This window comes from Candidatus Sneabacter namystus (assembly GCF_008189685.1).
Classification (GTDB): Bacteria; Pseudomonadota; Alphaproteobacteria; order Rickettsiales; family Rickettsiaceae; genus Sneabacter; species Sneabacter namystus.
Genome location: NZ_CP043312.1, coordinates 105701 through 127601, shown reverse-complemented (window position 1 = coordinate 127601; position 21901 = coordinate 105701). Strand labels below are relative to the sequence as shown.

The window sequence follows — 21901 nt, the reverse complement described above, 5'->3', positions numbered from 1 at the left end:
CTTATTGTGATACCCATAGGGCTCGAAAGATCTCTAACAAAGCAATAATTTTCTCCTATAGAGATGAGAAGGAGTAAAAAAGGAATAAAAAGCTTGTTATCGAGAAAAAAACATGTAGGAAAAAGACGCTAAGGAAACTGCTGGTTTATTTTGTTTAGCTCTTTTTAATTGTTCCACAGAAAAGAAAAAAAGCTATACAAAAGAAGAAAGATTTTCCTGATATAGAAAAAACACCTTTCTTCTTTTTTACTAGATGTGATGCCCTTTACCTTTTTTAACAAACAAACACTCTCCAAAATAAGACACACTAAACAATGTAAGAGACATAATTAATACAAAACAGCCCTTATACATAATTTCTTTAGTAAAAATAGATATGCTCCTTGCTAAACTAAACTTGGTTAAGAAAAAACCAAACATTACGGTGCAGTCAATTACAGAACTTAACATCGATCCTATCATGGCAGAACACCAAAAACGCATATTTCTCAAATAACAAGACGATAGCAGTGCTCCAGCACCAATTGAACAAAACATGGAAAGTGATGAAGTCAGTATCAAGTAATGAATAACTTTACCTGCAATCGTATAACTATGATTGCTGTGAAATAAAAACCCAATCATTATGCCACTAAACAACACCAAAACAGTTCTCAATCTGCTAATACTGGCGAGATAATTAGCAACAAACGACAGAATCACAAACATTACAGCACATTGATACACTTTATTTACAGCATTCACACCGTAACTTAATCCAGCAACGGATAATAAGCAAAAGAGATAAATAATATTCACTGACATATAGGCACCTATAAAAAAATACAATCAAACGAAAAACGACGTGCACAATCTAATTATAGAAAACGTGCACGATGCTTTGCTAAAATGAAAAAGAATTACTCCTCTGTATCTTCCATTTCTCCCATTCCATCTCCTGTTAAACAAAACTGCAATTCTTCTGTTTCTGTAACCGTAGTTGTAACCTCAGTATGCTTTTTAACTTCAACTTTAGCTTCTTGGCCACCACGTAACCAGGCAGGCATCTCTTCCCAACTCTTTTGTAAGACCTGACAACTCTTCTTTACCTGTTTTTTCTCTTCTCCGCCCCCGTCTTTATATTGCTCACATAATTTATCTCGCACCACGCGCATAAGCGGCACTACAATCTCTTTTATTGCTTTCTTTTCATTATCAGACAAACAAGTTCCATTATCCTGTAAATTTGCAATTTTATCTTTTGTAAAAACATCTTGAAGTATTAACCTATCTTGAATATCATTGAGACCATCATGAACATTCTTCAAGTACTGATTCCCCAATTGCTGCAAGTCTACGCCTGGCATATTGCTACGTCCTATTAGCGCACGCTGACGCTCTTTTACATCATCAGGAAGAATTTCATTAAATCCACCTAACATATCATTGCTAAGTATAAAAGCTTTCCAACTGCAAACATTCTCTGCAAATAATACCCCACCACCAACATTCGCAAATTCTGCACTGCAATAACTCTTAATATTAAGCCCAATGCGTTCGAAATTCACATATATCTCTCTCATAGCTTCCACGCATTTTTCTCTAACAATGTTTGTCTGTTCTGCAACCTCACAAGTGCTTTTTGACCTAATATCCTTTACAGTACCAGGAGAAAACATTTTCCAATCTTCCTTATGATCTCGCAAAAATTTTTCTTTCTTATCTCTTGTTAATAAAAGAAACTCAAACACCATACCGTCCAAATTTGCACGATCCCCACCACCGCGCTCTTGTATAAGAAACTCATTGATATGCTTAACAAATTCCACTGAGAATATCTTATCACGCACATAATAAAATGGTGTCTTAACACATAAATATAACATAAATGACTCCTTTTTTTTAATTGAAAAACACAAGCGGTATTGTACCCTAAAACAACAAAAGTGAAAATGGTACAACTACCACAATAATATTACCACAACTTAAACTTCCTTCTACTCTTCTTCCACACAACCGGTAACTAAATCCTCTTGTAATAATCCCATAACATCATTACAAAAAACTTCTACATCATGTAAATACTTCTCTTCCGCAAATCCTTCCAATAAGTGATGCTCTTTTACATGCTTGAATACTGGCTTGAATACTGCCTCACAAAACTGTATCTTTACTTCTTTCTCAACTCCAGAAAGAACTGACTTAAAGTTGGCTATGGTAGCTTTGGAAAACATTTTCTCTGTTGCGCCGTATTTTTTATGGCTGAAAGCGCTCAATTCTTCTGCACCTAGACAACAAAAAGAATCAACTACATCCTTTGTTGTATCAATATTTTTCGTTTTTGTATCTACCAAGAAAGTATGAATCTTCTGAAAAAAAGTTGTCCTATTAAAAGCCTCTACATACGCACCATCCGCTGGCACTAGTTTTGCTGCTTCTGTAGGAGCTCTCCCTTCCATGTGATGCCCTCCCCACAATCTTATCATCTCACCCTCAACCATGTGCCTGGCCACTGCTACAACCGGCGAAGGATTTTTGTGTCTTACTTCTGGTTGAGCCGCTGCTTCTGGTTGAGCCGCTGCTTCTGGTTGAGCCGCTGCTTCTGGTTGAGCCGCTGCTTCTGGTTGAGCCGCTGCTTCTGGTTGAGCCGCTGCTTCTGGTTGAGCCGCTGCTTCTGGTTGAGCCGCTGCTTCTGGTTGAGCCGCTGCTTCTGGTTGAGCCGCTGCTTCTGGTTGAGCCGCTGCTTCTGGTTGAGCCGCTGCTTCTGGTTGAGCCGCTGCTTCTGGTTGAGCTGCTGCTGCCGGTTGAGCTGCTGCTTCTGGTTGAGCCGCTGCTTCTGGTTGAGCCGCTGCTTCTGGTTGAGCCGCTGCTTCTGGTTGAGCTGCTGCTTCTGGTTGAGCTGCTGCTTCTGGTTGAGCTGCTGCTTCTGGTTGAGCTGCTGCTTCTGGTTGAGCTGCTGCTTCTGGTTGAGCTGCTGCTTCTGGTTGAGCTGCTGCTTCTGGTTGAGCTGCTGCTTCTGGTTGAGCTGCTGCTTCTGGTTGAGCTGCTGCTTCTGGTTGAGCTGCTGCTTCTGGTTGAGCTGCTGCTTCTGGTTGAGCTGCTGCTTCTGGTTGAGCTGCTGCTGCCGGTTGAGCTGCTGCTGCCGGTTGAGCTGCTGCTTCTGGTTGAGCTGCTGCTGCCGGTTGAGCTGCTGCTTCTGGTTGAGCTTCTGCTTCTGGTTGAGCTGCTGCCGGTTGAGCTGCTGCTTCTGGTTGAGCTTCTGCTCCTGGTTGAGCTGCTGCTGCCGGTTGAGCTGCTGCTGCCGGTTGAGCTGCTGCTTCTGGTTGAGCTGCTGCTGCCGGTTGAGCTGCTGCTTCTGGTTGAGCTTCTGCTTCTGGTTGAGCTGCTGCTGCCGGTTGAGCTGCTGCTTCTGGTTGAGCTTCTGCTCCTGGTTGAGCTGCTGCTGCCGGTTGAGCTGCTGCTTCTGGTTGAGCTTCTGCTCCTGGTTGAGCTTCTGCTGCCGGTTGAGCTTCTGCTCCTGGTTGAGCTTCTGCTTCTGGTTGAGTCGCTGCTGCCGGTTGAGCTGCTGCTTCTGGTTGAGCTGCTGCTGCCGGTTGAGCTGCTGCTTCTGGTTGAGCTGCTGCTTCTGGTTGAGCTGCTGCTGCCGGTTGAGCTGCTGCTGCCGGTTGAGCTGCTGCTTCTGGTTGAGCTTCTGCTCCTGGTTGAGCCGCTACTGACCCCGCTCCTCCTGCTGGCCCAGCTTCCGCTTCTGCTGCGTAAAAATGTGCGGCACGCAGCAAATCAGCTGCTGTTTTATTTCCTGCTTCCGCTTTTTCTTTAAGATATGCCAAAGCCTCTCTTTCCTCTAATGCTTCTCTTTCTTCTTTCGACATTTTTACACAAAGATATAACATATAAAAACCTATCCTTTTATTTAAATTAAAATGACCAAAATATAGCGTGAAAAATACAAAATACAAAATACACTAATACGAGGACATATTATAATACATTCTATTGAAATTTGCAAGGCGAACCTCTTGTCACGAATCTAAAAAACAGTCAACAAAATACATGCCACTACGCTCACACACACTACTTAAGGTTTATATTGCTTGACTACAAAAAAATAAGAAATTATTATCTTCGAACTATAAGTAGGATTTGTATCTATGTAGTAAAAGCAATCTATGGAATTCAATGATATGTTTACGCAAAATAGCATACCTGCAGTTTTCATTTGGATAGTTAAGCCTATATGAAAAGCTTCTTTCTTTCGACATTATCAAAAAAAGATAAAGAACATTTGTCACTTCTTTCAATAGGAACATTGTTAGAATATGCGGATGTGATGCTGTATTTACATATGGCAATAATTATAGATAAGGTGTTTTTCTCGCCTGATATGAAAACCAGTTGGTTTTTATCTCATATGACTTTTTGCTCAGCTTTTTTATTTCGTCCAATAGGAGCAATTTTTTTAGGATGGATAGGAGATACGCTAGGTAGGCGTATAACAATCTTTATAACAACGACATTCACGGCAATAGGGTGTTTAGTAACAGCAGTTCTACCTGGATACGCGACATTAGGGCTACTATCTGCTTACACTTTAACTCTGTGTAGAATGCTGCAAGGAATAACTTCCATGGGAGAAATACAAGGGGCAAAGCTTTATATGATGGAATCTGTAAAAGATGTACGTACACAATGCTTTTGTTCTGCAATATTTGGATTATTTAGCGATATTGGTACTTTTTTTTCAATCAGTATCTCTGCTTTTGCATGCTATCTGATGCTGTATCACAAAGAAGCATGGAGAATAGCTTTCTTATTAGGTGGAGCAGTGGCATTGATAGGTTTATATGCAAGAAAATATCTCAGGGAAACAAGAGAATTCACAGATGCGAAAATGAAATTACTAAAGGTAACCAATAACAATCTAAAAGCTCTGGAACATCCTTTAGTGAAAATACCAGTAAATCGTGCTGCCTTATTTTTCTTTATAATGTCCAAAGCAGGAGACATGTGCTCCTTATGTTTTATACCGTTTTATTATTGCAAAGAATGTCTAGAACAAATCGGAATGTCAAACATTGAAATCATCACACAGAATCAATTAGTAACACTAGTAGTTATGTGTGCAACGCTCACATGTGCTCTTCTTGTGTACGCAATCGAACCTTTGAAGATAGCAATATTCAGAAACTGGGTTGCTGTGATTTTCATAATATCCGCTCCTATATTGCTAAGTTTAGATACACCGTCAAAATACCTAATCTTTGGAGTCCAATGCTGTTCCATGATATTTACACCAAATGAATCTCCAGCAGCTCCTATATTCTTTAAACAATTTCCCATTTTTAAACGTTCTAGATGCATTTTTATAGGTTTTTCAATAGGATCTGCTATTGCCTCGTTACTATTTGTTTTTCCTCTTGAGATATTAAAAACATACTTTGGACATTACACTTTGTACATAGTGCCTTTGCCACTTATTGTAATATCTCTCATAGGTAAGTATTATTTCAAAAGCCTCGTTGAGGAACCAAGGACATTATCGCAATAAAGACAAATCTACACTCCTACAGTTAGACTAATCTATTTACGCCTAGTATCAAAAGCCTTGTCAGTAAAACATAAAGAAGAAAGTAATTGCATTTCTTTCTCTAAATTTAAATAAACTGACAAAGGAATTATATCCTCTACAATCTCTTTTTTTATCTGATGTTGTTTCTCCAAAGTCAGGCAATTTATGCTCTGCAAACGGAGTAATGCACTCATAATCTTTATAAGAAAAATAGAATTTTTAGTTTTATTATCATAATCACTGATTACAGCACTGATAGTACTAGCTACTGCAAAATTTCTCTTCTGCAAAATCTTCGTTATACAGTCTGTGACTTTCATAACACTTTTATTAAATGCACATAAAACTTTTTTATAGTCAGAAAGACTTTCAAGTTCTTGCCCTAATGTATGCAAATTATTTCTCAAATAATCAGTTAAGAACAATACTACATCTTCTAATACCGGTACATCAGACTTACGAGCACATACCACATCTATCATCTTAGAAAAACTGTCAACAGCAACATTTTTAGAAATCTTACATTCCATTTTGTTATTCAGCATCTTTTGTGCAGCACAATCCGCTATACTACAAAAATCATCTACCAAATCTTTAAAAAATTTCTCACTATCTAGCTTTGTAGAGCGTACCAATCCTTCCACTATACGTGTTACAGCAAAGCCAAATTCATCATATATCTGTCCACAAGTTACACTGCGAGAATACTCAACTATATCATGCAGTACGCTGGCAACTATAGTATCTTCGTCGTCATTATGCTCAAGCACCATGCTTGCAACAACGATAGGATGCACGTAAAAAGGTTCCCCATTCTCTCTCAATTGCTTCAAATGATGCTTCTTTACAAAAGCAACAGCCTTTTCAATTCTGAAAAGCCTAATTGTTGCACTTTTACTAAGTACAGCATCAAACAACCTATCGCTATAAATACAGGTCATCTTTGTCTAAATAAATACATAAAGCACTGAAATTTTAACATACGTTAATGTAATCAAGCAAGAATCTTTTATCAAGTACATGAATATGATTCACTTGCATTTTAATCAACTGACTTAGCAAAGCATCTTGAAAAGAAATGGCATACTCAAAAATTCAATTCTGTATGCTGCGATGACCGAAACTGTGTCACTTTACAAATATAAGTCAACTTACGTATACACTTTCACATTAGCGCAACTGCTTGTAAATGTAGGTACGATTTCATGATGGCACCAAATTGCTCAATTCTTTTTTGACTCAAATCATATAGTGCATCATTTGTAATGCACTTGGTAAGTAACGAGACAATAATTTGCTAGTTAGTAAAAAAGAAGAATAAGTATGAACCTAGTTTATATGTAACAACAAGAAGTAACATACATCATCTTAGATATACGCTTACATAAATCTAAATAACGATATCGAGGTATGAAAAATGTATCTCTTCTGAGTAATAGATAAAATATGTAATTCTCGTAAATGTTACATGCAGAAAGAGCAACGAGTTGTACTTAATTGCACAATTCGATACAATGTACGGTGTTAACAATTTTTATAGTTAACACGGTCGAATATCAAATTTTTTAGGTGACAGTTTATGTTATATCTCTGTGTAAAAATGTCGAAAGAAGAAAGAGAAGCATTAGAGGAAAGAGAGGCTTTAGCATATCTTAAAGAAAAAGCGGAAGCAGGAAATAAAACAGCAGCTGATTTGCTGCGTGCCGCACATTTTTACGCAGCAGAAGCGGAAGCTGGGCCAGCAGGAGGAGCGGGGTCAGTAGCAGCTGGGCCAAAAACTGACCTGAGGCGTGCACCTTTATCACCAGCAGCAGCTGGGCCAGCAGGAGGAGCTCAATTAGAAGCTGGTTCACAACATACGCCCCTATCATCAAAGGCATGGCTAGAAGAAGGGGAGGGGGCAGCGGCAGCTGGGCCAGCAACTGACCTGAGGCGTGCACCTTTATCACCAGCGGCAGCTGGGCCAGCAGGAGGAGCGGGGTCAGCAGCAGCTGGGCCAGCAGGAGGAGCTCAATTAGAAGCTGGTTCACAACATACGCCCCTATCATCAAAGGCATGGCTAGAAGAAGGGGAGGGGGCAGCGGCAGCTGGGCCAGCAACTGACCTGAGGCGTGCACCTTTATCACCAGCGGCAGCTGGGCCAGCAGGAGGAGCGGGGTCAGCAGCAGCTGGGCCAGCAGGAGGAGCTCAATTAGAAGCTGGTTCACAACATACGCCCCTATCATCAAAGGCATGGCTAGAAGAAGGGGAGGGGGCAGCGGCAGCTGGGCCAGCAACTGACCTGAGGCGTGCACCTTTATCACCAGCAGCAGCTTGGCCAGAAGAAGGAGCGGGGGCAGCTTGGCCAGCAACTGACCTGAGGCATGCACCTTTATCACCAGCAGCAGCAGCAGCTGGGCCAGTAGGAGGAGCGGGGGCAGCGGCAGCTGGGCCAGCACTAGGTGTAGAAGAGAGATTGCGAAACGTGATGTGCATGATTGACGAATTTCCAAGATGCAGATCATCTGATAAACAAAACCTTACACCCACTACTCCAGAGCATACACAGTTAGCAGAGGAGAGGATGCGTCCCGTAGCTGCAGCGGCAGGAGCAGGAGCAGCAGCAAAAGTGGAAAATACATACATTGAAGTAGTACTTGCTGGTGGGGATCTAAGGAGCTCTGTAAGATATTCCATAAGTCAAGTACTAGTAGACGAAAAGATCTTCAAGGAGAAGTATAAGAAGAGCATCGAGGAAAGGAAGGAGGACAGCGATAAAATGGAGCAGAAGGACATCAGGAAAATCTGCGTCAAAGACTCAATTCGTGATTTTGAAGCCTGCATGAAGGATGCTATAAGACGAGCCGAGAAGAAAACAAATACAGTAACAACAGAAGAAAAGGATAAAGCAATGCTAAAATTTATAGCCATATCTTTTAATGGATTAAAAGAGGGTTTAAAAGAAATCCAGACAAAGTACACACAAGATACTTATTTAAAAGAAGACATAGAGCATGCAGAAGCAGTCTTTCAGGAATGTCAAGAAAGAAAAAGTTCGGAAGTAACGGGAGTAAAGGATCTAGATGATGCGACAACAGCGATTTTGCAAAGAATATTTGATCCACCGTGGTAAGCCGCCTAGCGGCCGGTGCCCCATCATCACTCTGAGGTGAAGTTCCTAGAGGTGTTTTTGTCTACGTTTGCTCTTACGTCTTAAGAATACGTGTGCAATTACAGCTTGACAAAGTTTATTTACTATGCGGAGGATGTGACAAGGTGCGTAATATGCCTTTCATATCTTCCGCTCCGTACGGCTTCATTAAGTATCCGACAATTTGAGTATATTTGTCAGCCAAGGTAACTACAGCCCCCTTGCTTACACCTGTCTGCAATATTATGCTAGCCTCAGGAGCATATTTAGCTACACCGTTTAAGCATTCATAAAATTCTTGCCCTCCTAGCATGATATCTAATAACACAATGTCTATTTTATCTCTACTCAGCACTTCAATGGCAGAATAAAATGACATCGCATATAAAACTTTGAAACCAAGTTTTTCCAGCATAAAGCCGGTAGATACAACACTAATTTCATCATCATCAACTAGAAGAGCAACTAGCACTTGTTTACGTAGCCACGCTTGGGCTTTACTTACAGTACCGGAATCTACGTTATTCCAAAACACATTAGCGCTATCAATGCGACCACGACATTCTTGATCATAGTCATCTTCTACTTCTTTTTTCAAAGGAATAGTAAAAGAAAAAACTGCACCTGAAGGCAGGTTTGGTTCAAACCAAATTTTGCCATTGTGTAACTCAATGCACCGTTTTGCCACAGATAACCCCAAGCCACTAGAATCCTGTTTGGCATTACAACCTTGCTGAAAATTATCAAACAACCCGTCTCGATCATTCTGAGCTACGCCAGGACCGTTATCTGCAACACTGAAATGTAAATTCTCTCCTGATTCAAATACGCGTACCATAACCTGCCCATTTTTTGTAAACTTCAAGGCATTAGACACCAGATTCCTAAGCACATGAGATATCTTTACACTGTCTAATTCTACAAAAATTTTAGGACAATATACTTTTACAACTGTGTTATGCAACATGCTGGTCGCTTGCAACTCCTTTACCACAGACTCCACTACCTCTTGTATATTCACATAACCAAGATTCAAAACTTTATAGCCAGATCTAAACTTTTCGAAATCTAAAACATTTGATGCAGTAATTAATAATTGAGTACAACTAGTAGATAAAATATTAACTTGATGTTTGTAGTCATCAGAAGGTAATCTAGAGCGTGTTAAAAAGTCAGCAACGCCCTTTATTCCTTGTAAAGGTGCTCTTAATTCATGACTGACATACGACAGATACACCTGAGTATCTGAAGCATTCTCTAGTGATTCATCGTATTTCTTATCTAGCGTTTGAGACTTGCTACTTCTATATCTCCTTTCTCTTACAAAGAAAAACATGCAACACGTTATAGTAAGTAGATAGCTACATATCAATACAATGTATCTCTCAAAAAAACCCACACCTAATGTAAAAATGTTATTAGCATGGACCATAAGTCCAATCCAACATGAAAAAAAGATAGAAATACAAAATTCTCTAATATTGAATAAAATACCCAAAAATAAGTGCGAGAAAATTAAATTAAGTAACCAAAAAGTGCGCCCACATGCTGCTATGGATACAATAAAAGAAAATAACGGTAAACTAACAAATACTCCAGCATACCAGAAAATATTAAGGTACACCTTTTTGAAATTAGGAACAAATTCTCTAACACTCGCTAAAACATATAGCACAACACATAATGCTCCTGCTAGATTCTGCAGTACAAGTACAGCAAAACTATTAAGATTTACAAGAGAGGTATGCAACATTGGACTCCAAAAAAAAGCTAGCCCCAATAGGCTAAAAACATGATATTTCACACAAAAAATGCAACAAATAAATTCTGTACTGTTGTTCTACCCATAACCTCATCTAACGTGCTTACAATATAAGGCAGAAAAAAAGTTTAAATAAAGTTTTTATTAACTTCATCTTACAAATGCGTCAAAAAACGCATCATGCCCCAAAACACTTAAAATGACAAAATCTTATACATAAATAGCAAGATGTCATAAAAACTTTACTGCTATATTACTAATTACCAGATTCCTCATCCAAGCTCTCTAATTCTTCTAATTCTTCTTCACTCAAATCTTCTGATTCTTCTGCCTCTTTTTCTTGATTATTGCTATCACGACCTTCTTTATTCTTAGTGAGTGGTTGAGCCTGTTTATCTGTTATATCTTGCAAGGCATTTTCTTCTATTGCCTCTATATTAATAACATTACTCTTACCATTATCTCCTAAACGTTTATTATCATTGTGTGCAATTTTCATAGCTTCTACTATCGCTTCACTTGCATTATCTACTTCACCTGTAAGAATGTTGACTTTTCTCAACATTATATTGGAAGGAATTTTAAACTGAATTCCCTGCTTATCTTTAAGCACTTTCTGCATAAAATTAGATACAATAGGCATAGCTACACTAGCTCCTACAGCCTTATCTCCCAATGAACGTGGTATATCATATCCAACGTAACTACCAACTACGATATCGGGAGAAAAACCAACAAACCAAGTATCATTATTATTACTTGTAGTACCAGTCTTACCACCCACTACTTGTCTAAAGCATCGACCAAAATTCCGTGCCGTTCCACGTTTAGCAGAACCAATGAGAAGAGATGTCATCTGATAAGCGCTAGCCGGATCTAAAACTTGCACGCGAGCTTTTTGAGTCAAAAATTCCAACAAAGAACAATTAGAATCAACGTCCATTAACTCTTTACCATTAGCATATATTGTATTTCCCTTAGAATCTTGAACATATTCAACAAAAGTGGAATCAACATAAGCGCCACCATTAACAATTCTACTATATCCTTGCACAACCTGTTCTAAGGTACCTTCAACAGCCCCTAAGACCAACGAAATATATTGAGGACCGTGAACATCAATACCAAGCCTTTGCATCATCTCTACTATACTATTTATTCCAACTTGATCTGCAATTTTTACAGTGACTGTATTTCTTGATTTCTCAAATGCATACCTCATAGTCATCTTACCCCGAAAGTCTCTTTCGTAATTACGTGGCACCCAATATGGCTGGTTCTCACCACATTTCACCACTATTGGCTCATCAACAAAAGTGGTATTAGGTTCTATGTTATTTTCTAAAGCAGTCATATATACAAATGTCTTTACTAACGAACCTATCTGGCGTCTAGCCTGTGACGCTCTATCAAATTTACTAAACTCGTAATCGTATCCTCCAACCATAGCCAATATTTTACCACTTATAGGGTGCATAGCTAAAATAGCCCCATTCAATTCTGGCACCTGACTTAAAGTATAATTGTCATTTTCAACAGCGTGTACTACAACTATTTCCCCTTCTTTTAATATCTTTGACCTGACATGATTAGCAAACGGTCCTGTATCTATCATTCTACCTGTACTACCATCTACAAGACCTACTCTATATATATCCTTTTCCAAGCCAAGAATGACAGCAATTTTTGCCGTTAGCAGACTTCCTGTATTTTCAAATCTCTTTATATTATCTTTCCAGTTAGTGACATCTATCTTACCTATAGATCCTCTAAACCCCTGACTAATATCATGCCTACGTAAACCTTGAATTAAAGAGTCATGCGCAAGACTTTGATAGTCAGAATCCATAGAAGTTACTATCGTCAACCCTCCTTTATAAAAAGTATCTTGTCCAAATTTACGTATAGCCCACTCACGAACCTTTTCTGCATAATACGGAGCCATTACAAAACCACTTCTATCTCTTTTTCTGGTAATTATGTCTTGAGATTTAGTATACTGCCGCTCCTCACAGCTAATGCAACCATCTTCATGCATACGATCAAGTACGTAATCCCTACGCATTTTTGCTCGCCTATAATATTTATTAGGATCACAGCTAGATGGATATTTCAACACTCCTGCCAAAAAAGCAGCTTCACTCAAACTTAAATCTTTCACATCTCTATCAAAATAATGCTGAGCTGCTGACGCTATACCATATACACCTAAACCAAAATAGACATGATTTAGATAAAGTTCCAAAATTTGCTCTTTAGATAATTTTTGAGATATTAACAACGCCAAAATAATCTCTTTTATTTTTCTTTCGGCTGTTCTATCAGACGAAAGTAGTACATTCTTTACGACTTGTTGAGTTATGGTAGAACCTCCTTTTACAATTTTCTTCACATATAACCTTGGTACCGCCCCTAAAGCAGCCATAATTGTACTTTTAAAATCAACACCACTATGCTGAAAAAAATTCTTATCTTCTGCTGCTATAAATGCCTCTTTCACTCTAGTTGGAATAGCTTCCACTGAAACAAAAACTCGCTTTTGAGCGCCGTACTCCTCTATTAATCTTAAATCACTAGAATAAATTCTAGTCGTTTGGGCAGGTTGATACTCTTTTAATTGCTGATAATCAGGTAAACATCTAGCATAGTGCCACAATACTAATACAACAGACAATACACAAGAAATAAAAAGAGTTATTACAGCTCTGGAAAAAAATTTGAACCTCATTTGCATAACTTACTAAAAAAACACTTCATAAAACTTATTAATGTACAATGTAAACCCTTTAAAAAATCCTTTAAATCAACTGTGAGAGACTCTTTAGCTCACAATACAAGACAAGATCAATAATTTACAAATATCACTCTATTCTTCCTTCTGTTTGCGGTGCCATATACAAATTTTAGCACCAGATTCTAAACTATACTTGAATGGGTAACATTGAGCAAACGTAGCGTTATACACAAATCAAAAGAGCATAACAACAACCAAGACGCACCAGCTTTAAAAAAGCAACTATCTCCAGGTAATAATTATTTAGTACTATATAATGCAAAAAATAGAAAAGGTAAAAAAATGCAAAAAATAGAAAAGGTAAAAAGTATAATAAACTTCTATAAGCACCTTTTTTCTTGCTTTATAAAGAACATTTACGTTATCCTTACGATCTAGAAGAAGTAATTGATACCAAACCTAAATACCTTATGAAAGACTTAATAGATGAAAAACTTACCAATACAGAATGTTTTAATTGGCAAGGAGCATATACACTTTTTTTAAGAGAAACGGCAAGATTCTTAAAGGTCTTCAACCAAACAATACTAAGCACAGTCGTATCATCTCTTACATTATTTGCCGTGTTATTCATAATACACAAATATAATAACAATAAAGAAATAATAAATTTGACAGCATGCGGATTGTTGCTAAGAATAGGTCTTATATCGTCTTTTGACAATACATCTTCTGTTATTATCTCAAAAGTCTTAGGCTATATAACAGACATATTATTTCCACCTTTAAGTGCCAGAGAAATCCTGTCAGCCTTTATATTGGCAGCACTGATAAGAGCACTTATTTCATTCTCAATTTTTTACATATGTATTCTATTCTTCTGCAACATCTCATTTTATAGTGTATTGACGGCATCCTACTTTTTCTTTTTAGGATGCATTTCGTTTGCTATTTTAGGCATACTAACAGGCATAATGTCAGACACATTCGAGGAAAGTTCAGTTATTAGCTCTTATATCATTCAGCCAGCATCACTACTATCTTGTACACTTTATCCAATAACCAGTATGCCCGATAAAATAAAGTTCCTGGCGTACTATAACCCATTATTTTATCTAAACGAAGGCTTTCGTTACGGATGCCTTGGTCATTGTCATGCAAACATAAAAACATGCATTATAATAACACTTATATTACCAATTATCCTACTTCCTATAGTACATATAGCTTGGAACAAAGGATATGGAATAAAAAACTAAGTCTTGCACGAAAATAAATGAAATGGAAAATACTAAGCACACAAATTCAATACACTGAATTTTTAAAACAAATGCAACAATACGCCATAGATGTTGCAGAACAAATGCAAGAAGAAACAATTTTCCTGCTAGAACATCAACACGTATACACAGCACCCGTTTTTTCAGCTACTACAACTAGACATAACGGTATACCCTGTGTCACTACAGACAGAGGCGGAAAAATAACATATCATGGGCCAGGGCAAAGAGTAATCTATCCAATAATAGACTTATTGAAACGCCAAATGAACATAAAATGCTATATCTTTGCTCTGCAAAAGTGGGTGATAGATACACTCAGCAAGCTCGGAATAGACGCATGCAATCACAAGGACAATATAGGAATATGGGTAAAGCAAAATTTAACGGAGTATAAAATTGCATCAATTGGACTAAGAGTAAAAAAAGGTGTAGTTTATCATGGCTGCGCTGTGAATGTGAGAAACGACCTAACATATTTTAAACATATCGCCGCTTGTGGAGAAGATAGTACCCGTTGCGTCTCTTGCCTGTCCCTCGGAATAAACATATCACTTCACGAATTCGACTCAGCATTATTACAAACATTTAACAATTTTGAACAAACCTTGTAAAGTCAAATCGCATATGCAAGTTTCATCCTTTCTAAAGAAAACAATATCAACAGTACGACCATACATTGTAATATTATTTACAATATCAGTACTAAAAACTGTGCTATTCGAGTTCTTCTTGGTACCAACGGGATCTATGATACCTACAATTCATCCAGGAGATTTCATCTTGACAACAAAATATAATTATGGATACAGCAAATACTCTTTCTGGCCTTTATCATTACCGGTAATTAAAACAAAATTACTAGAGCGCAAACCTAATTATGGAGATATTGTGATCATAAAACGGGATGATAAAGAACCAAAAAGGTTAGTAAAAAGAGTAATTGGATTACCTGGAGATGAGATAAAAATTATCAACGACTCTTTAATGATCAATGATTACGTAGTAGAAAAAAACTCTAAACTCTTCAAAAACTATTACAACGCAATAGAAGCAGAAGAATGCTTACCGAACAAAAAAAAGCATCTAATATTACTTGTAGACAAAGAATCAAACAAAGTGATGTTCACAAGCGTGTTCAACGTTCCACAAGACCACTACTTTCTAATGGGAGACAATAGAAATAATTCTGATGATAGCAGATTTAATTTGGGCTACGTACATTCAAATCACTTAATAGCACGTGCACAATATGTACTTATACCTTCCAATAATAGCATCAATCCGTTTAACTGGAATAAAAAAAGATTTTTCTCCAAATTAATATGAGCAATAAGTCCAACATAAAAGCAATCAATACACTAGAGCACAATATAGGATATGGCTTCTCCAAAAAATGTTTAATAGAAGAAGCTCTTACTCATCCCTCTGTTTCCAAAAAAAACAACCACAATTATGAAAGATTAGAATTTTTAGGAGACAGGGTACTAAATTTGATAATTGCACAAATGCTGTTCTTAGACACAAATGCAAAAGAAAACAACTACCAGGTAGGACAAATGCATGAAATGCACGCGTTTCTAGTATGTAAAACAAACGTATCAAAAGTTGCTCTTAGTATAAAATTACAAGAATTTTTGATTCTCTCCGAAGGAGAAAAAATGTCCAGGGGAAATGAGAAAAAGAACATTTTAGCAAACGCCATGGAAGCTGTAATAGCGGCAATATACTTAGATTCTAATATATGCACAACAAGCAAAATATTAAATAAACTTTGGAAACCTCTTTACAACGATGCTATAAAATATCCTACTAAAGATTCAAAAACTATTTTGCAAGAACTTATACAATCACAAAACAACGCAACTCCTATATATCAAACATTTAAAGCCGGAGGAAAAGATCATGCTCCATTATTTAAAACAAGCGTCACATTACCAAATGGTATTACCGCACAAGGACTAGGCAATTCAATAAAAGAATCATCTCAAAAAGCCGCTTTTAACGCTCTAGCGATACTGAAACAACAACAAAATTAACAAGTCTAAAAATAATGACAAAGTATTTTTTAACGAAAGATGGTCTCAAAAAGCTAAAAACAGAAATTAGCTACTTAAAAAAAGAAAAAAGACCTCAAATATCTGAAGCAATAGCAAAAGCAAGAGCATCTGGAGATCTATCAGAAAATGCTGAATATCACTCTGCTAGAGAAGCTCAAACAATAATAGAAAGAAAAATACAAGAATTAGAAAATATATTATCCAATGCAGAAACAGCTAATATAACTAACGTGGATAAGTCGAAAATTTCATTTGGCGCTACAGTACAACTAATAAGCTTAGATAACAATAAATTGTTATCATACACATTGGTAGGAGAATATGAAGCAGATATTAAAGAAAATACCATATCAATAACCTCACCTATAGCATTGGAATTAATTGGAAAAAAAGAGCATGATATAATAGATGTGGTATTACCCAATGGACTTGAGAAAAGCTATAAGATTACTAAGATAACCTACGATAACTTCTGACGCATGGAAGACAAATCGGAAGTACGGGATGGTAAACTCATTAATGAATTAGAGAAAAGCAAAGAAGAAGGTAGTGTAACAAAAAATCTACCGATGCAAGCTTTTTACCCTATCAGTCAGAACGCACTTACCGTGTATCTAGGTAAAGTAAATTCTATTCCCTCCTTATCAGAGGAAGAGGAATTAAGGCTTGCAACAGCTTATGTAAAAGATAAAGATTCAAAGGCAGCACATACACTTATATTAAGTCACCTGAAATTAGTTGCAAAAGTGGCATTATCTTACAGAAATTACAATATTCCTGTTGTAGATCTAATAGCAGAAGGAAACATGGGATTGCTACGAGCCGTGCAAAAATTCAACCCAGATTTGAGTTATAGGCTCTCTACATATGCTTTGTGGTGGATAAAATCGATGATTCAAGACTATATTTTAAAATCCTGGTCTTTAGTTAAAATTGTCACAACTGCAGAGCAGAAAAAACTGTTCTTTGCATTAAGAAAGCTCAAAAGGAAAATAGCAGACTCACACAGCGTTATATCACATGAGGAATACAAAAAAATAGCAGAAGAATTAAAAATAGACTTATCACAAGTTTATTTAATGGAAAATAGAATTAGTAGTACAGATACTTCAATAAATCAGCCAAGCGTCAATTCAACTTCTGGTAAAGAGTTATCAGAACTACTACCAGAAAAAAAACCTAACCAAGAGATTATATTGGTAGAAAAGCAAGAGACGGAAATGAAAAAGAAATTACTAGCAGAAGCCATGCTAACTTTGAACGACAGAGAAAAATTTGTTCTTCAGGCAAGAAAGATAAAAGAAAAAGTTCATACATTAGAAGAAATTAGCAACAAATTAAAAATTTCAAAAGAAAGAGTAAGGCAAATAGAAAAAGCAGCACTTACTAAAATGAAAAAATACATATCTGCCAGATGGAGTCCTGATAACTCATGAAATTCTTTTAGTATGTTCAGATTTATTGTATATTCTATTGACTAAAAATGTTTCTAAATCTTGTAAGACGCTCAATATGCCCTTAATGCCAAAAGCTACAGCAATGTGGTTAATAGAAAATACTTCTCTCTCGTTTGAGCAAATAGCAGACTTTTGCGCCTTGCATCCCTTGGAGGTACAAGCCATAGCCGACGGAGAATCTGGAAATTTCATAGGAGTAGATCCAGTACTAAACAAGCAATTATCCAAAGAAGAAATAGACCTGTGTGAAAAAGATCCTTCTAGAAAATTAAGACACGATAAATCAGGAGATCTTCCAACTTCCAAAAAAAAATACAGAACATACGTTCCCATAGTACACAGACAAAATAAAGCAAATGCAGTGTTATGGCTGCTGAAACACAATCCAGATCTGTCCGATAACAGTATCGCAAAGTTGGTAAGGGTAGCAAAAAATACTGTATCCCAAATAAGAAATAAAACTTACTGGAATTACAATAATCTTATTCAGAAAGATCCTGTAGCTCTAAACTTATGCTCACAAAAGGACCTGATCAAGTGTCTAGAAAAGAATGAAGCTAAGAAAAAAGTAAGCACAACAATCTAGCACGTGTTTTCAGGTTATTTAGAACAGTTTTTAGAGTCTTTATATGCAGAACATGGACTTTCAGAAAACTCAATAATAGCATATAAAAAAGATATAAAAGATTTTCTAGAATATCTTCAACAAGGCAATATTGAACTACAAACTTCTGCAAATACCTTGCATGAGTATATAGTAAATCTTAGTACAATAAGACACTTGTCAAATAGATCAATCGCAAGAAAAGTAGCAGCAATAAAACATTTTTATAGATTTTTGATAAGCGAAAACTATTGCAAGGGAGGCCTTTTTGAAGCATTTCGCCCTCCAAAACACAGAATTGATCTTCCAAAAACTTTGACACAGTCTACAGTACAGAAAATTTTAGCAACATGTGACAAAAATACCTCACCAAAAGGGATAAGAACAGCCGCAATAATACACCTATTATACGCAACTGGAATAAGGGTATCAGAGCTCATCTCAATAAAAGTGGATGATATAAAAAATAAAAATTGTAAAGACGAATTGTATAATTTGACAATCATTGGAAAAGGACAAAAAGAGAGAATAGTGTTATTCGAAAACAGAACAAAAATCTTGCTAGACAAATATTTATCTGTAAGACAGAACTTTATATCAGATAAAAACAGGAATAATCAGTTTTTATTTTGTACAAATGCAAAAAAAGGACACATCACAAGACAAACAATCAGAATATTACTAAAAAATGTTGTAACTCAAGCAAATGTAACAGAATCTATTTCTCCTCATGTACTGCGTCACAGCTTTGCAAGTCATATGCTTGAACAAGGAGTAGACCTTAGATCCATCCAAACATTGCTAGGACATTCCGATATATCAACAACACAAATCTATACACATATACAGAAATGTAAATTAAAAAAAATACTAGAAAAAACCCATCCGCTAGCAAAAAAACACTTCCAGAATAAAACAACCTAAAATGCTATACAAAAATGAACTCTAAAATGTAAAACGCCAATTTGCACTTTAGCTGAAACATTGGTACCCTGGTGCATGTGCATTTAAATACCTTACTTAGACTATATACTACTAACATATGCAAGATTTTGGTTTGCTAGCACAGATAATTGTATTGTTAGCAGGATCTGTATTTGTAGTTGTTGCCTTTAAAAGGCTCAATTTAAGTCCTGTGTTAGGATATCTTACAGCAGGGGCGGTAATAGGAGATCACGGATTGAAAATTGTATCTTCGAATAAAACTGAATTCTTAGGAGAATTTGGGGTAGTCTTCTTGCTGTTTGCAATAGGCCTAGAACTTTCGTTAGAAAGGCTCAAAGACATGAGTAAATATGTTTTTGGTCTAGGTTCGCTACAAGTCGCTATAACGTCAGGAATCATATTTCTCATACTGTTATTACTTAATTTTAACGTAAACGTTGCTGTAATAGTTGGAATGGGGCTGTCTTTATCGTCAACAGCAGTTGTCCTAGAAGTGATAAAAGAGATGCAAAAGGAGTCTACCCAACTCGGAAGAATTAGTTTGGCAATGCTTCTGCAACAAGATTTCACTGTAGTACCATTACTTGTCATAACAGGAATTTTATTGAGAGATACATCCGGAGAATCCATTGTCCAAGCAATTATATTTGCTACGTTAAAAGCTATAGCTGTCTTAGTTATTATATCTGTTGCAGGAAGGTTATTACTAAGACCACTCTTTAGGGCAATATCACATAATACACAAACGTCAAATAGTGAACTCTTTGTCTCGGCCACATTACTAATAGTCCTTGCAGGTGCATGGAGTACACAATATTTTGGCGTTTCATTAGCACTGGGAGCATTTACTGCAGGAATACTAGTTGCAGAAACAGAGTTTAGTCAGCAGGCAAAAGAAAGCATATATCCGTTTAAAGGGCTACTACTAGGACTATTTTTCATGTCAGTTGGCATGAAGACACTAGATATACAATACATATACCAACAAATCGGAAAAGTAATACTTTGCACAATATCACTGACCTTGATTAAAAGTATTATAATAGTACTACTTTGTCTGCTCTTTAAATTAAGAAAAAGTGTGGCAATACAGGCAGGACTGCTACTAGCTCAAGGAAGTGAATTTGCATTTATATTATGTGAACACTTGATTAAAGGTAGTCTGATAAATCCAGAGGTGGGCAAAATTATACTTGTTACAGTAGCGTTTTCTATGGCACTCACACCGTTATTATCAGCGATAGGAAATAAGATTAGCGTGTGCCTAGATGATGATGACCTAAATCCACTAGAGCCCATTAAATCAGGTACCGTAGATATCTCAAACCATGTATTAATACTAGGATTTAATCAGGCTGCAAAAATGATCTCCAAAGTACTAGATTTTCATGGAATTCAGTATGTTGTTATAGATGATAATGAACATTGTGTAAAAAGTGCTCAGCAAAAAGGTATACCTATCTTTCAAGGTAATATCTCAAATATCGCTACTCTACATGCAGCTAGAATAGATAAAGCTCATTCGGTCCTTATCACAACTGGTAATTTTATAGAACTGAAAAAAACTGCAAAAATAATATCAGAGCAATACAAAGAGTTACCAATCTCAGCATATGCAGCAAATCTTAGTAACGCAGCAAAATTATATGAAGCAGGAGTGACAAAGATTGTACCAGCATCGCAAGAAGCAGGGTTACAACTTGCAAGTACAATACTAAATGATCGCGGAATTAGCTTAAAAGAAATAAGTAGAATAAAAAATAACTACAGAGATGCAAACTATAAAATGCTAAAACGAGAGTCTGAGTAAACTACTCTAAACTAAAAAAACGTAGATTTGTCATTCCGTACTAAATCTAAAACAAGAGTTACAAAAGGACTCAGTAATAACGTGTACAAAAATCCCAAAAGAGATACAGGGGGGCATATAATCGAATAAAGAAAATAAGAAAATGCTAGAAGTAAAATAAACTTCACCCATTTTGTAACAAATCGACCAAATGATTTACTTATACCGTTAGCAAAAACAAAAAACAAATAGCAAAATAAAAACACTGATGCACTAATACCGACAGGTCGTGATAGTGCTAAATCCACAAAAAGCCCATATAAAAATGCTGATAAGAAATGGTTCCTTTCTAATGAGGCAAGATAAGCAAAAACGATAAATTCTAGACTTGGAGCACAACCTACATAACCAAAGGTAGATTTAACGGCAGTAACCAAGACCGTAAACAACCAAATCAAAGATGAAAATAAAAACAGAACTAAAAATTTTCTACTACTTACAAAAATAAGATCTATAAATCTCTTTTTAAACATCTCGGTATCTGCTATTTTTCAAATAAATCTATACACTAGAAAGGGGAATCTTATTTATG

The 21901-nt window shown here is 36.6% G+C and carries 20 protein-coding genes; 12 read left to right on the top strand and 8 right to left on the bottom strand.

What is annotated here, in order from left to right; genetic code table 11:
• Positions 1 to 249: 249 nt before the first annotated feature.
• The 3 genes from FZC37_RS00520 to FZC37_RS03140 form a co-directional block, all read right to left on the bottom strand.
• Positions 250 to 804: a hypothetical protein gene (locus FZC37_RS00520; RefSeq protein ID WP_148951787.1), complete on the bottom strand. Its 555-nt coding sequence runs from the start codon at positions 802 to 804 to the stop codon at positions 250 to 252.
• A gap of 95 nt (positions 805 to 899) precedes the next feature.
• Positions 900 to 1865 (bottom strand): hypothetical protein, encoded by a 966-nt coding sequence (locus FZC37_RS00515; protein WP_148951786.1) that lies wholly within the window; start codon positions 1863 to 1865, stop codon positions 900 to 902.
• Between the two features lie 111 nt (positions 1866 to 1976).
• Entirely contained in the window at positions 1977 to 3851 is a 1875-nt protein-coding gene (locus FZC37_RS03140) for a hypothetical protein (RefSeq protein WP_172619321.1), read from the bottom strand.
• Positions 3852 to 4216: 365 nt separating this feature from the next.
• On the opposite strand from FZC37_RS03140, the gene FZC37_RS00505 reads away from it, so the two are divergent.
• Positions 4217 to 5527, top strand: coding sequence for an MFS transporter (locus FZC37_RS00505; protein WP_148951785.1), 1311 nt, complete (start codon positions 4217 to 4219; stop codon positions 5525 to 5527).
• 32 nt (positions 5528 to 5559) lie between these two features.
• Here the strand turns inward: FZC37_RS00505 and FZC37_RS00500 are convergent, their stop codons facing one another.
• A complete protein-coding gene (locus FZC37_RS00500; protein ID WP_148951784.1) occupies positions 5560 to 6489 on the bottom strand; it encodes an HD domain-containing protein in 930 nt (309 codons plus the stop codon).
• Positions 6490 to 7200: 711 nt separating this feature from the next.
• Positions 7201 to 8040, bottom strand: a complete 840-nt coding sequence (locus FZC37_RS00495) for a hypothetical protein (RefSeq protein ID WP_148951783.1) — start codon at positions 8038 to 8040, stop codon at positions 7201 to 7203.
• Here FZC37_RS00495 and FZC37_RS00490 point away from each other — a divergent pair.
• Positions 8022 to 8660 carry a hypothetical protein gene (locus FZC37_RS00490; RefSeq protein ID WP_148951782.1) on the top strand — a complete coding sequence of 213 codons (639 nt, stop codon included), beginning with the start codon at positions 8022 to 8024 and terminating at the stop codon, positions 8658 to 8660. The genes FZC37_RS00495 and FZC37_RS00490 overlap by 19 nt on opposite strands.
• Positions 8661 to 8775: 115 nt before the next feature.
• On the opposite strand, the gene FZC37_RS00485 is transcribed toward FZC37_RS00490, so the two are convergent.
• A complete protein-coding gene (locus FZC37_RS00485) occupies positions 8776 to 10014 on the bottom strand; it encodes a hybrid sensor histidine kinase/response regulator (RefSeq protein WP_172619320.1) in 1239 nt (412 codons plus the stop codon).
• A 40-nt stretch (positions 10015 to 10054) separates the two neighbouring features.
• Here FZC37_RS00485 and FZC37_RS03135 point away from each other — a divergent pair, with 40 nt between their 5' ends.
• On the top strand, positions 10055 to 10474 hold the full coding sequence (locus FZC37_RS03135) for a hypothetical protein (protein ID WP_172619319.1): 420 nt from the start codon (positions 10055 to 10057) through the stop codon (positions 10472 to 10474).
• Positions 10475 to 10696: 222 nt separating this feature from the next.
• Here the strand turns inward: FZC37_RS03135 and FZC37_RS00480 are convergent, their stop codons facing one another.
• On the bottom strand, positions 10697 to 13174 hold the full coding sequence (locus tag FZC37_RS00480) for a penicillin-binding protein 1A (protein WP_148951780.1): 2478 nt from the start codon (positions 13172 to 13174) through the stop codon (positions 10697 to 10699).
• Between the two features lie 470 nt (positions 13175 to 13644).
• Here FZC37_RS00480 and FZC37_RS00475 point away from each other — a divergent pair, with 470 nt between their 5' ends.
• The 9 genes from FZC37_RS00475 (at position 13645) to FZC37_RS00435 (ending at position 21330) form a co-directional block, all read left to right on the top strand.
• The gene (locus tag FZC37_RS00475; RefSeq protein ID WP_148951779.1) at positions 13645 to 14433 is read left to right on the top strand and encodes an ABC transporter permease; all 789 of its coding nucleotides are present in this window, start codon (positions 13645 to 13647) and stop codon (positions 14431 to 14433) included.
• 17 nt (positions 14434 to 14450) lie between these two features.
• Positions 14451 to 15068 (top strand): lipoyl(octanoyl) transferase LipB, encoded by a 618-nt coding sequence (gene lipB / locus FZC37_RS00470; protein ID WP_148951778.1) that lies wholly within the window; start codon positions 14451 to 14453, stop codon positions 15066 to 15068.
• Positions 15069 to 15081: 13 nt separating this feature from the next.
• Positions 15082 to 15783 carry a signal peptidase I gene (lepB, locus tag FZC37_RS00465; RefSeq protein ID WP_148951777.1) on the top strand — a complete coding sequence of 234 codons (702 nt, stop codon included), beginning with the start codon at positions 15082 to 15084 and terminating at the stop codon, positions 15781 to 15783.
• The gene (gene rnc, locus FZC37_RS00460; protein WP_148951776.1) at positions 15780 to 16493 is read left to right on the top strand and encodes a ribonuclease III; all 714 of its coding nucleotides are present in this window, start codon (positions 15780 to 15782) and stop codon (positions 16491 to 16493) included. The genes lepB and rnc overlap by 4 nt, the downstream gene beginning before the upstream one ends.
• A 14-nt stretch (positions 16494 to 16507) precedes the next feature.
• Entirely contained in the window at positions 16508 to 16990 is a 483-nt protein-coding gene (greA, locus tag FZC37_RS00455; protein ID WP_148951775.1) for a transcription elongation factor GreA, read from the top strand.
• Positions 16991 to 17083: 93 nt separating this feature from the next.
• Positions 17084 to 17950 (top strand): RNA polymerase factor sigma-32, encoded by an 867-nt coding sequence (locus FZC37_RS00450; RefSeq protein WP_148952236.1) that lies wholly within the window; start codon positions 17084 to 17086, stop codon positions 17948 to 17950.
• Between the two features lie 76 nt (positions 17951 to 18026).
• Positions 18027 to 18557, top strand: a complete 531-nt coding sequence (locus FZC37_RS00445; RefSeq protein WP_148951774.1) for a cell cycle transcriptional regulator TrcR — start codon at positions 18027 to 18029, stop codon at positions 18555 to 18557.
• A 3-nt stretch (positions 18558 to 18560) separates the two neighbouring features.
• Entirely contained in the window at positions 18561 to 19499 is a 939-nt protein-coding gene (xerA, locus tag FZC37_RS00440; RefSeq protein ID WP_148951773.1) for a site-specific tyrosine recombinase/integron integrase, read from the top strand.
• Between the two features lie 118 nt (positions 19500 to 19617).
• Positions 19618 to 21330, top strand: a complete 1713-nt coding sequence (locus FZC37_RS00435; protein ID WP_148951772.1) for a cation:proton antiporter domain-containing protein — start codon at positions 19618 to 19620, stop codon at positions 21328 to 21330.
• Positions 21331 to 21341: 11 nt separating this feature from the next.
• Here the strand turns inward: FZC37_RS00435 and FZC37_RS00430 are convergent, their stop codons facing one another.
• Positions 21342 to 21842, bottom strand: a complete 501-nt coding sequence (locus tag FZC37_RS00430; RefSeq protein ID WP_148951771.1) for a hypothetical protein — start codon at positions 21840 to 21842, stop codon at positions 21342 to 21344.
• Positions 21843 to 21901 lie beyond the last annotated feature (59 nt).